The organism is Pantoea sp. GM_Pan_4, assembly GCF_026541005.1.
GTDB lineage: Bacteria > Pseudomonadota > Gammaproteobacteria > Enterobacterales > Enterobacteriaceae > Pantoea > Pantoea dispersa.
Genome location: NZ_JALNUZ010000005.1, coordinates 200,978 through 213,676, shown reverse-complemented (window position 1 = coordinate 213,676; position 12,699 = coordinate 200,978). Strand labels below are relative to the sequence as shown.

At 55.4% G+C, this 12,699-nt stretch carries 9 protein-coding genes; 3 read left to right on the top strand and 6 right to left on the bottom strand.

Translation table 11 applies throughout. The features are described 5' to 3' along the window. Positions 1–9: 9 nt before the first annotated feature. Positions 10–873, top strand: a complete 864-nt coding sequence (locus OXR61_RS13725) for a ketose-bisphosphate aldolase (protein ID WP_021509600.1) — start codon at positions 10–12, stop codon at positions 871–873. A 169-nt stretch (positions 874–1,042) separates the two neighbouring features. Here OXR61_RS13725 and OXR61_RS13720 read toward each other — a convergent pair whose 3' ends face one another. Then, positions 1,043–1,807 carry a transporter substrate-binding domain-containing protein gene (locus OXR61_RS13720; RefSeq protein WP_031280129.1) on the bottom strand — a complete coding sequence of 255 codons (765 nt, stop codon included), beginning with the start codon at positions 1,805–1,807 and terminating at the stop codon, positions 1,043–1,045. A 162-nt stretch (positions 1,808–1,969) separates the two neighbouring features. Here OXR61_RS13720 and OXR61_RS13715 point away from each other — a divergent pair, with 162 nt between their 5' ends. Both OXR61_RS13715 and OXR61_RS13710 read left to right on the top strand, forming a co-directional pair. Then, entirely contained in the window at positions 1,970–2,551 is a 582-nt protein-coding gene (locus tag OXR61_RS13715; RefSeq protein ID WP_010618479.1) for an NAD(P)H-dependent oxidoreductase, read from the top strand. Between the two features lie 36 nt (positions 2,552–2,587). Then, positions 2,588–2,896, top strand: a complete 309-nt coding sequence (locus tag OXR61_RS13710) for a putative quinol monooxygenase (RefSeq protein WP_021509602.1) — start codon at positions 2,588–2,590, stop codon at positions 2,894–2,896. A 72-nt stretch (positions 2,897–2,968) separates the two neighbouring features. On the opposite strand, the gene OXR61_RS13705 is transcribed toward OXR61_RS13710, so the two are convergent. The 5 genes from OXR61_RS13705 to parE all read right to left on the bottom strand — a co-directional run bounded on the left by OXR61_RS13705 (position 2,969) and on the right by parE (position 12,675). Then, on the bottom strand, positions 2,969–6,097 hold the full coding sequence (locus OXR61_RS13705) for an Ig-like domain-containing protein (protein ID WP_021509603.1): 3,129 nt from the start codon (positions 6,095–6,097) through the stop codon (positions 2,969–2,971). A 205-nt stretch (positions 6,098–6,302) separates the two neighbouring features. Continuing rightward, positions 6,303–7,181 carry an OmpA family protein gene (locus OXR61_RS13700; RefSeq protein ID WP_021509604.1) on the bottom strand — a complete coding sequence of 293 codons (879 nt, stop codon included), beginning with the start codon at positions 7,179–7,181 and terminating at the stop codon, positions 6,303–6,305. A 47-nt stretch (positions 7,182–7,228) separates the two neighbouring features. Beyond that, the gene (locus tag OXR61_RS13695) at positions 7,229–9,352 is read right to left on the bottom strand and encodes an Ig-like domain-containing protein (protein WP_021509605.1); all 2,124 of its coding nucleotides are present in this window, start codon (positions 9,350–9,352) and stop codon (positions 7,229–7,231) included. A gap of 258 nt (positions 9,353–9,610) precedes the next feature. Further along, the gene (locus tag OXR61_RS13690) at positions 9,611–10,510 is read right to left on the bottom strand and encodes a LysR substrate-binding domain-containing protein (RefSeq protein ID WP_021509606.1); all 900 of its coding nucleotides are present in this window, start codon (positions 10,508–10,510) and stop codon (positions 9,611–9,613) included. Positions 10,511–10,779: 269 nt separating this feature from the next. Beyond that, positions 10,780–12,675, bottom strand: a complete 1,896-nt coding sequence (parE, locus tag OXR61_RS13685; protein WP_021509608.1) for a DNA topoisomerase IV subunit B — start codon at positions 12,673–12,675, stop codon at positions 10,780–10,782. Between the last annotated feature and the right edge of the window lie 24 nt (positions 12,676–12,699).

Here is a 12,699-nt window from a genome sequence, read left to right as displayed (position 1 = left end):
AACATAAACATGTTGATTTCAATGAAAGAGATGCTGGCCCCGACCCGTGAACATCGCTTCGCCATCGGCGCATTTAACGTCGCTGACAGCTGCTTTATCCGGGCCGTGGTGGAAGAAGCCGAAGCCACTAATACGCCCGCCATTATTTCTATCCATCCGAGCGAACTGGAATTTGTCACTGATGAATTTTTTGGCTACGTGCGCGAGCGCACCTTAAAAAGCCGCGTGCCGTTTACTATTCACCTCGATCACGGCGCTTCGATTGCGCAGGTGCTGCGCGCTATTCAGTGCGGCTTTACCTCGGTGATGATTGACGGCTCGCTGCTGCCGTACGAAGAGAATGTGGCGCTGACCAAAGAGGTGGTGAAGCTGGCGCACGCGGTGGGCGTGTCGGTGGAAGGCGAGCTCGGCACCATCGGCGATACCGGCACCACGGTGGAAGGCGGCGTGAGCAAGGTGATCTACACCGAACCGGCGCAGGCGGAAGATTTTGTGCAGCGCACCGGCGTCGATACGCTGGCGGTGGCGATTGGCACCGCGCACGGTATCTATCCCAAAGATATGAAACCGGAGCTGCAGATGCACATTCTGAAGGATATCTCTCAACGCGTAGATATTCCGCTGGTGCTGCACGGCGGTTCGGCCAATCCGGACGCGGAGATTGCCGAGGCGGTGACGCTGGGCGTGGGCAAGATCAATATCTCCAGCGACATGAAGTTCGCCTATTTCGCCAGACTGCGCGAGATCCTCGCGCGGGAGAGCTGGTGGGATCCGAATGTGATTTATCCGGACGCCATCGCCGCCGCGAAAGCGGTGATTCGCTACAAGATGAATCTGTTTGGCGGGCTAGGTAAAGCCGGGTTGTATCGTTGATTTCAAAATAATAAATAGGGCCGCTACGCAAGTGCAGGATGTCAGTTGCACATGCCGTAGCGGCGCGATTTATCACACGTATTCACCCGCCGCACTGCTGCTGATTGCGCAATAAATTGCGCCGCTACGGGACGGTAACGCCTGTCGTAATACCCTTTATCGCTAACGATTACTTCACTACGCCCAGCCACTGTCTGGCGATCTGCGCATATTCGCCGGTGGCAGTGCTGAGGTGCAGCCACTGATCGACATACAGCTTCCAGCTCATATCATCACGCGGGATCATGTAAGCCTTCTCGCCATACTGCATCGGCTGTTGCGGATTGATGGCACACAGCGACGGATAGTGCTGCTGCTGGAACAGCGCTTCGGAAGCATCGGTAATCATTACGTCGGCTTTGTTATTCATCAGCTGCTGGAAAATGCCGGTATTCTCCGCCAGTTGCAGGCTGGCCTGCGGCAGATGACTGTGCACAAACGCTTCGTTGGTGCCACCGGCCGGCTCGATTACCCGCACCTGCGGCTGGTTGATCTGCTCAACCGTCTGGTACTTCGCTTTATCCGCGCAGCGCACCAGCGGAATCTTGCCATCGACGCCCAGCGGCTGGGCGAACCAGGCGATCTGCTGGCGCTTAAGCGTCACGGAGACACCGCCCAGCGCGATATCACACTGCTTCGCCACGAAATCCTCGCTCAGGGTTTTCCACGTGGTTGGTACCCACTGCACCTTTGCGCCGAGGCTGGCGGCCAGCGACTGCGCCATGCTGATATCCAGCCCTTCATACTGGCCGTCGCTGTGCAAAAAGGTGTAAGGCTTGTAATCGCCGGTGGTGCAGACCTTCAGGATTTTGCTCTGGCGAACTTCATCAAGGTGGGATTGCGCCTGAGCCGCGCCGGCCATCAGAAGTAAAGCACTCAGTATCACAGTTTTCATGGTGTGTTCTTTTTAAGTGGATGTTGGTTTGCGTGCGGATTGTTGCATAAGTGACGGCATTATTGCTTTAAGAGCAAAAGTCTTGTGATCAATCACGCATTTTTTTGCCCCGCGCGCGCGCGTAGAGTGGGCGGCATCTACGAGAAACGGAGCGAATTATCCATGAGCAAGATTTTGATTATTGACGGCGGCAAGACCTTTGCCCATTCCAAAGGCGAACTGAACCATACCCTGACCGAGGTGGCGGCCAGCCAGCTGCGCGATCTGGGCCATGAGGTTCAGGTGACCGTTGCCGATAGCGACTACAACGTGGCAGACGAAGTGCAGAAATATCTCGACAGCGACGTGGTGATTTATCAGATGCCGGGCTGGTGGATGGGCGAGCCGTGGACGGTGAAAAAGTACATCGATGAGGTGTTTACTCTGGGCCACGGTGCGTTGTACGCCAGCGATGGCCGTTCGCGCAGCGATGCCAGCAAAAAATACGGTTCCGGTGGCCTGATTCAGGGCAAAAAATACATGCTGTCGCTGACCTGGAACGCGCCGCTGGAAGCCTTTACCGATCCCGACCAGTTCTTTGAAGGCGTCGGCGTGGATGGCCTGTACCTGCACTTCCATAAAGCCAATCAGTTCCTCGGTATGGAAAGTCTGCCGACCTTTATCTGTAACGACGTGATTAAACAGCCGGACGTGCCGCGTGATATCGCACGTTATCGGACTCATCTCAGCCAGATCTTTGCTTAACTGTAAGCACACCGGGAAAAAACAGAAGGAAGCGTTATGTTAACTGTGGTTGCAGAAATTTGCGTTAAGCCGGGCCGCCGTCAGCAGGTACTGGAGGCGATTAATAAACTGATCCCTGTCGTGCTGGAAGAAGAGGGTTGCCATCAGTACGATGCGCTGGTCGATCACCAGGCGCAGGTGCCGTGGAAGCAGAACTCGCCAGACTCGATCTTTATGCTTGAGCAGTGGGAATCGCTGCGCCATCTGGAGCAGCATCAGCAGATGCCGCACATGGATGCGCACCGCGCCACCATCAAAGATGACGTGGTGGACGTGAAAATTCTGGTGCTGGAACCGACCGCCTGATTTTCTCCGATACAGGCATTAAAAAAGCCCCGGTTTTGCGACCGGGGCTTTTGTTTAGCAGCTAATCAATGATCAGTGCTGTTCGTTGTGCAGGTTCTGCACCAGCAGTTCCGCATCACCGTTGCTGTAGACGTTGTACTCGGTGCCGCCGACGGTGACGGTACCGGTCGCCTGCTGCCAGGAGCTGGCATCTTCACCGGCTGGCAGGATGTCTTCCAGCGTCAGCGCCTCGCCCTGTTTAGCGTTCACTACCAGCTGTGACTTGCCGTTGTCGATGAACAGTGAATCCTGACCCTGCGTCATGATGTCGTTCAGCGACATGCTCATCAGCCCTTCTACATCCGTGGCACCCGCAGCGAAGATCGAGTTGATCTCTGGCGGCGGCGGCGGGGTGACGTCGACGTTGGTCTTAACGGTATGGTCGATGACCAGTTCGTTTCCGGCTGCATCGCGAACCGTGACGTTAAAGGCATAATCGCCTTCTGCCAGTTTGTCTGACTCATAGCGCCACACGCCGTTTTCTACCACGGTAGAACCGATCAGCTGGGTACGCGCTTCGTCGCCCCAAATCATCACGATAGTACCGTCTTCTGAGCCCTTACCTCTGAAGATCAGCGTGTCATCGTTGGTGTCCGGCCGTACAGGAATTTCAGTGCCGGTTTTATCAGCGAAGACGCCTTCGAAGTTAGCCTTGTCGCCGCCTTCTACTGGCACCGGCTTAGTGGTATCAACGTCAAAGTTGATGGCGGCTTCTTTATCGCCTTTCACACCGGACTGGCTCACTGGCTGTACTTCAACTTTATGGTTGCCCTCGCCCAGTTCTGGCAGCTCATAGCTCCACTCGCCGTTTACGACGTCAACCACGATCGGCTCCAGATCGTCGATGTAAATGATGACCTGCGACAGATCCGGTGACGTGCCCTTCAGCGTTGGCTGTTTGTCATCGGTGACCGTGCCATTTTCGATCTCACCCTGGATAGGACCGACGTTATCCTCCAGTATGTACGAGCCTTCCATTGAGCCTGGCTTTTTGGTGTCGATGATCAGATCGATAGGATCGGATGGCTGCGATTCGTTGCCGGCCGGATCGGTGATCTCGATGATAACCTGATAGTTACCGTCATCGATTGGGTTCTCAGGTTTCACTTCCCACTTGCCATCTTCGCCCACGATACCGGTACCAATCACCACCGGATTACCTTTACCGTCATCAATGATGACTTCCACTTTGTCGCCCGGGTTACCGCCTTCGCCGCCGAAACCTGGACGGTTGTCATCAATGGGCTTACCTGGTTCAACCGGACCGGTGTTATCACCTTCGTTATCGACAATCGTTGGTGGTTGCGGCTGATCCGGAGGCGTAATATCGATAATCACGTTGATTGGATCTGAGGTCGGTGACTCTTTGCCGGTGGATGGATCTTTAGCGATCAGTTCAATATCGTGTGAACCTTCTGCCAGCTCTGGTAATTCAATTTCCCATTTACCATCTTTAACGACAGTTGAAGCCACCGGCTCTTTTTCGCCGTCAACAATCACGTAAATGATGTCGCCGTCGTTGCCTTCACCGCGCAGCACTGGCGTGGTGTCGTTAGTTGAATCGCCTGGCTGCAGCACGCGCTCTTCATCACCGTTGTTGGCGACCATCTCATCCACTACCGGTGCCGGCAGGATATTGCTGTCGATAACCAGTTTGAACGGATCGGTTTTCTCAGAAACGGTGCCGCCTTTGCTGATGGAATCCACAACCAGCGAGTGCTCACCTTCACCCAGCTCAACGTCCAGTTTCCACTCACCGCGATTGTCCGCCTTGGTAGAACCGATCAGTTTGTCGCCGTCCCATACGCGCACAATCACGCCAGCATCTGCTTTACCCGACAGGGTTGGGGTTTTGTCATCGGTGATGTCACCTGACTTCAGCGGACCGGTAACGCGTCCTTCATTATCCAACACCTCGCTGAGTGATGGCGTGCCCGGCACAGAGGAATCCAGCGTCAGCGCGAAGTTGTCAGAACGCGGGCTCTCGGCGCCGAAGCGGTCAGTGTAGCTGGCGCTAAACACGTGGGTGCCGTCGGTGGTCAGTTCCGGCGTGAAGCTCCAGCGGCCATCGGCACCGGCTTTTACGCTGCCAATCACGTTGGAGCGAATATCGTAGATTTTTACCAGGCTGTCCGGCTGAGCAACACCGTACAAAGTTGGGGTTTTGTCATTGGTGTAGTTGCCCGGCGTCAGATAGGTATCCGCGCTGCCTTCATTATCAATCACGCGCATAATCTGCGGCGCTTCTGGTGCAGAGGTGTCGATATTGCGGATAAGCTGAGTTGATGGTCCCCAGTTACCCGCACGGTCCAGATAACGAATGCCGGCAACGTGCAAACCCTCTTTCATTTCCGGCGAGTCAAACTGCCATTTGCCGCTGCCATCAGCACGGGTGGTGTAAACGGTTTCATCAATAACGATCTGTACTAATGCATTGGGTTCAGCATTATCAGCACTCAACGAAATAATGTTTTTATTGATGGTTTTAATGGGTTTACCCGGAAACGGAACCGCGTCCATAGTGGTTGATTCTGCTGGCGTTACAGATACCGCTTCGTTAACCGCCTGAGTGACCACACCGTCAGCAATCGTCAGGTTGAAAGCATCAGAGATCGGGCTTTCATGACCAACCGTATCCTTCGCCATCACGGTCAGTTGGTGCTCGCCGTCTGCCAGCTCCGGCGTGATGCTCCATGCGCCCATTTTGTCTGCTACCACTGAGCCGATCTCTTTACCGTTATCGTACAGGGTAACAATGGTGCCAGGCTCTGCCACACCAGCCAGCGCCGGCGTTTTATCGCTGGTGGCTTCACCCGGCGTCAGGTAGTGATCTTCCGCCGCAGCGTCATCAATCACGCGCCAGATTTCCGGTTTTGCCGGAGGCGTCGTATCCATATCAAGAATGAAGATACGCGGTGGGCTCGGGTTAGTCGCTTTATCAATCGATACCAGCTGAATGACATGGGTGCCGTCTAACCAGCTGGTTTTCGGGTCGAATGACCATTTACCGTCCTCGCTGATATCAACCATGTGCACTTCACCATCGATTGTAATCTCCAGCTTGCCGCCGTTGGCACCTGCTACGCTCTTATCAATCCATTTATAAAACTGATCTTTGGTCGAGATAACGGTCGCGTTATCTGCTGCTGTAATATTAGCCATGATGTGTATTCCTTTTACGTTAAATAATGTTTCGGGATTTCCAGCCGAATACAGGTTTAATTTCGCTCTTTATGCCTGAAGACAATACGAGAAACGTCTTAATCGATTAAGTTATATGAACCCTTAATAACTTTATCGAGGCACAGCGCCTCACACCTCATCAATATGAGATGTGAGAATGCGCTGCTAAAATAATTAAATCAGATTACTTGTTTTCAACGCTGATAATAACCCGGCGCTCGCTGGCATAGCATGCTTTCTGCTCCTGCAGGCTGCCTGAACAGTTAGTATCAACCTGAGACTCACCCATGCTCTGCGCGGTGATATTGGCCGCATTCATTCCCTGAGCAATCAGCAGTGCTTTCACCGCCTCAGCGCGACGCTGGCCCAGCGCCATATTGCTGCTGTCGCTGCCAATCGGATCGGTAAAGCCGGTGACGATGATGTGGCGTTGAGCAGCATTTTCCTTTTTCAGCATGCTGGCAAAACTGCTGAGTGCTTCGCGCCCCTGTGCGGAGATGTCGTTGCTGTTGGCGCTGCCGAAACGGAACAGCAGGTCAGATGAAAACGCATAGTTATCATAAGCTTCAGTTGTTCCTTCCTGACAGCGCTGTACCGACGATGCGCGTGACAGCAGATGAGCCTGACGTTTGGTGCTCAGCAATTCCTGCTGCGCCTGCTGCTGGCTGACCACCAGCGGACGACCGCTGTCATCGAGGTTAGCGCGAATGTAGTAGGTTTTACCGGCAGCCAGTTTATCAGTCCACGATTGCGCGCGTTTACCCTGATAATCTGGCGCGTCGTTGACATAACTGCCCAGCGAATGCGTTCCCGGCGCAACACAAAACACCGTATAGCCACCGGCCAGTAACGACGTATGGAATTCACCGTCGACATAAATATTCGCCGGTTTTTCTCCGGTTAATGAAGCCGGACGATAATAAACCACCCGCGCCTGCTCTGCCGATACCGGCGATAAACTACGCCATGCGCCATCAAATGAATTTTGCGCCTGGGTTGAAAAAGTCGTGAATACTGGCGCACACACCAGTGAAGCTAAAAGTAATTTTTTTGCAATTTTCATTTAAGTTTCACAGGTGCAATAAATTGCACCTGTATGCTCCAGATAAATTAGAATTGTTCGATTTCGTTCTGTAAGAACAGCGCATCTGATTGGGAATTATTTTCAGCTATCACACCACTCTGGCTTTCCTGATTATTCCAGTCATTAAACGCATCGTTATTAAGCTGCAGTAATTCCGCATTAATCGGCTGCGGCTGATCGTCGGCCTCATTGAACAGTTCATGATTGTCCAGGGAAAGCAGAGCGGAAATATCAAGACCGGCCAGCTCCAGCGCATTAATCTCCGGCGGCGGCGGTGGAATGGTGTCGACTTCCACTTCATAAATGTCCGTTTTGCCGGTCACTTCGCCATCGCTGGAGAACACGCCGCGCAGTTGATAAACATCATCCGCCAGATCCGGCGTCGTCAGCTCCCATTTGCCGTCAGCCCCAATCGTGGTAGTGAAGCTGTAGCTGTTCTCGAGACCGACAATATAGATGGTTACCAGTTCACCCGGCACGCCTTTACCGGCGACAATGATGCTCGGATCGTTCATCGCGCCGCCGTTTTCGATTGGCGTACGCACGCCGGCGTCGTTATTGTCTTTAAAGATATGCTCAATCATGCCGGAAACCGGAACGTCCGGATCGGGCAGGCCGTCAACAGGCTCAGGATCGACCGGCACTTGCGTGTCGCCTTCAAACCCAATCGTGACCTTTTCAGAGGCCGGCGATTCGTTGCCTGCCGGATCGCGCACCACGATTTCCAGCTCGTGCTCGCCCGGTTGCAGATTGTTTTCTGGCGTGAAGGTCCACTTGCCGTCTTCCACAATCACCGAACCAATGGGCTTGCCGTTGTCGATAATCACCACGATATCGCCATCTTCACCGGTGCCTTCCAGCGTCGGACGCAGATCTTTTGTGGTGGAACCGTCTTCCAGCGGATTACCTTCGCTGTCTTTGATCACGCCAATGCCCGGATTTTCCGGCGCCACGGTGTCCACATCAACGATGAACGGATCGGATGGCAGAGATTTGTTACCCACCTGATCGACCACCACGATGCTCAGCTCGTGTCGCCCATCCTGCAGCGCCGGAGCCGTAAAGGTCCAGTTACCCTCGGCGTCCACCTTTGCGGTGCCCAGCTTCACGCCATCGTTCCAGATTTCTACCGTCGAGCCCGCTTCAGCTTTACCGGTCAGCGTTGGCGTATTGTCTTTCGTCACGCCGCCTTTTTCGATCAGCACCGGCGAATCCTGCATATCGTCCATCACGCTGCCGATGGTGCCTTTGGCTGGTGCAGTCAGATCGATGATGAATTCCCACGGATCGCTCTCTTCACCCACCACGCCTTCGGCGTTACGCTCGGCGGTAACGATGCTGTGATTGCCAGCCGCCAGCGGTTTTTCCGGCGTAAAGGTCCAGTTACCCTCGTCATCCACCAGCACTTCACCCAGCAGCGTCTCACCATCCCATATTTCAATGGTATTGCCTGGCGTACCGGTGCCGTTGAAGGTGGGCATGGTGTCGTCGGTGCGGCCGCCATTTGCTACCGAACCGGTTACGTCGCCGATATCATCAATCACATCGCTGATGGTGGGCTTGCTGATATCGCCGCCGCCGCTGCCACCGCCGCCTTCACCTTTGCCGCTGTGGCTGCCGTCGTTATTGTCGTAGTGGTGTTTCGCCGCGACATAGCCGAGGCCTGCCGCTGCCGCGATAGCCGCCAGGCCACCCAGCGCAATCAGCGCCGGCGACCATTCAAAGCCGCTGGCCAGTGCGTAGCCGGAATTATCATCAACGCTGCCTTCACCCAGCGCCAGCGCGGTGGTTTCGCCGTCGGCCAGCGCGGCCGCTTCGTGGTCGGCATTGCCGTCCGTCGCGACGTAAGCGTGCATTTCGCCGTCTTCCGCTTTACCCACTAAGGTGCCGGATTTAGCGAAGAAATCTTCGATAATCAGATCCGGCTTGCTGGCGTCTGAGCCTTCCAGCATCACCAGCAGGTTTTTCCCTGCGCGTTTAACGGTGATGTTTTCAGGCGCGGTGCCGTCCTGGTTCTGCGTCAGCAGATATTTACCGTTGGTAATTGCCTGAATCTTCACTGCTTTGCTGTCTTTACCGGCGCGCAGCACTTCCGCTTTGGTTATGGTTTTCTTATCGATAACCGCCACACTTACGGGTGAAACGTTCATGATTCTTCCTTCCGTCGATTAATTTTGACTGCGCGTTTGCAGGCAAGCGCCGCAATCTCCCTGGCTCTGCCCACGGATGGGCTCAAAGTTGCGACATAATCCGGAAAGAGATAAATCCGAGACATAAGAAATGTCCCGTTAGGAAAAAATTCTTAAATGGGCGGCCGAAAGATAGCTAAATCATTAACCGATTGAATTAAAGCGTTTTTATCGATGAGGGCAGAACATAACAGGAAAGGTTATTCAAACAGAACAGGACTATAACAGATGATTTTCCTGAATTTTTTCCCGTAAAAAATCCAGAAAACAGGTGATGCGGGAACTGAGCGACTGGTTGCGATAGTACACCGCGTGAATCGGCAGGCGCAGTTCGCGCGTGTCATTTTCCAGCACCTGCACCAGCCGGCCGCTGGCGCGATCCTCGCGGCTGACAAAATCCGATAGCCGCACAATGCCCTGGCCGGCCAGCGCCAGCTGGCGCAGGGTTTCGCCGCTCGACGCGCACAGCGTGGGTTTGATGCGCAAAAATTCGCCTTCACGCTGCCATACCGGCCAGACATTGTGTGCGTCCAGCTGGCTGAATCCCAGCAGCTGGTGCGTCAGCAGATCTTCCACGCTCTGCGGCGCGCCGGCTTTTTCCAGATAGGCCGGACTGGCCAGCAGGCGAATCGCGCTGCTGCCCAGCACGCGCGCGCGCAGCGTGGAGTCGCGCAGTTCACCAATGCGAATAGCGATATCAGTTTGCTGCTCAAGCAGGTCGATGACAATGTCATCGGTGTTCAGCTCCAGCTGAATTTGCGGATAGCGCGCGCAAAATTCGGCAACCAGCGGCACGATAACATGCAGGGTAAATGGCGTATTGGCGTTGACGCGCAGCCATCCGGAGGGAATGTCGCGCCGCTGCGCGATATGCTCTTCGGCCTGCTCCACCGACGCGAGGATTTGCCGCGCGTGATCGAGAAAAATCAGCCCCTCTTCGGTCAGCGCCAGGCGACGCGTGGTGCGGTGCAGCAGCGTGGTTTGCAGTTTGCTTTCGAGGCGGCTCAGCGCCCGGCTGATGCCGGAGCTGGTTTGATCCAGCTGTTCCGCTGCGGCGGTAATGGAACCGGTGTCCACCACCGCGACCCAGGCGCGTAACTCTTCCAGTGTGATTTTCACTCTTCCTGCCTCAGCGTATTGCCACTTCGAGACCGGTCTTAGCCTCGTTCTCACGGCTGCTGAGGTAGATTGCTCCACGTTCAGCAGCGGCAGGATACCACAATGCAGCAAAACGCAGGGATTATCGCTGACCCGGGTCAGCAGGCGGCCTGGTTGTGCCGCGCACACGCGGTTTTTATTAGCGGACATGCGGCGATCGGATAGATCGGGACGGGCAGCAATGGCACGGTTGCAGGCATAAAAAAGGACGCCGCAGCGTCCCGTTTGCATCACACTTCGAGGTCGGCGAGGTCGCCTTTTTCCTGCAGCCAGTTGCGGCGGTCTTCCGAGCGTTTCTTCGCCAGCAGCATGTCCATCATCCGTAACGTCTGCTCGACGTCTTCTTCGTCGACCGTCAGTTGCACCAGACGGCGGGTGTTGGGATCGAGCGTGGTTTCGCGCAGCTGCAGCGGGTTCATCTCACCCAGACCTTTAAAGCGCTGCACGTTCGGCTTGCCTTTTTTCCGCTTCAGCTGCTCCAGCACACCCTCTTTTTCGTCTTCATCGAGCGCGTAATACACCTCTTTACCGAGGTCGATGCGGTACAGCGGCGGCATCGCCACATAGACGTGGCCCTGCTGCACCAGCGAGCGGAAGTGCCTCACAAACAGCGCGCACAGCAGCGTGGCAATGTGCAGGCCGTCGGAGTCGGCATCCGCGAGGATACAGATTTTGCCGTAGCGCAGCTGGCTGAGATCTTCACTGTCCGGATCGATACCGATCGCCACCGAAATATCATGCACTTCCTGCGACGCCAGCACTTCATCCGACGACACTTCCCAGGTGTTGAGGATCTTGCCTTTCAGCGGCATGATCGCCTGATATTCACGGTCGCGCGCCTGTTTGGCGGAGCCGCCCGCAGAATCCCCTTCCACCAGGAACAGCTCGGTTTTATTCAGATCCTGCGCGGTACAGTCGGCCAGCTTGCCCGGCAGCGCCGGTCCGCTGGTCAGCTTTTTACGCACCACCTTTTTCGCCGCGCGCATACGACGCTGTGCGCTGGAGATCGCCAGCTCGGCCAGCATTTCGGCGGCCTGCACGTTCTGGTTGAGCCACAGGCTGAAGGCATCTTTCACTACCGCCGAGACAAACGCCGCGCACTGGCGTGAGGAGAGACGCTCTTTGGTCTGTCCGGCAAACTGCGGATCCTGCATTTTGACCGACAGCACGTAGGCGCAGCGATCCCAGATATCCTCCGCCGACAGCTTCACGCCGCGCGGCAGAATATTGCGGTATTCACAGAATTCGCGCATCGCATCGAGCAAGCCCTGACGCAGGCCGTTAACGTGCGTTCCGCCCTGCATGGTTGGGATCAGGTTGACGTAGCTTTCGGTCAGCAGCTCGCCGCCCTCCGGCAGCCACAGCAGCGCCCAGTCGACCGCCTCCACATCACCGGCAAAGCTGCCGACAAACGGTTTTTCTGGCAGCGTTGGCAGGCCGTTCACCGCTTCGCTCAGGTAATCCGTCAGACCATCCTGATACAGCCATGTTTGCTCGGTATCGTTCACCTTGTCTTTAAAGACAATTTCGACGCCCGGGCACAGCACCGCTTTGGCTTTCAGCAGGTGCTTGAGGCGGGAGACCGAGAAGCGCGGGCTGTCGAAGAAGCTTTCGTCTGGCCAGAAGTGAACGCTGGTGCCGGTGTTACGTTTGCCTACTGTACCAATCACCGCCAGATCCTGCACTTTATCGCCATTTTCGAAGGCGATCTGGTAAATCTCACCGTTGCGGCGCACCGTGACTTCCACACGCTTCGACAGGGCGTTGACCACCGAAATCCCTACGCCGTGCAGGCCGCCGGAGAACTGGTAGTTTTTGTTGGAGAATTTACCGCCGGCGTGCAGGCGACAGAGAATCAGTTCGACCGCTGGCACGCCCTCTTCCGGGTGGATATCGACGGGCATACCACGGCCATCATCGATCACTTCCAGCGACTGATCGGCGTGCAGGATGACTTCCACGCGTTTGGCATGACCGGCCAGCGCCTCATCGACGCTGTTATCGATCACTTCCTGGCCCAGATGGTTAGGGCGTGTGGTATCGGTGTACATGCCCGGACGGCGACGTACCGGTTCGAGGCCGGTTAAAACCTCAATGGCGTCAGCATTATAGCTAGATTGGCTCATCGTAACAGTCTGATTAGCAATAGG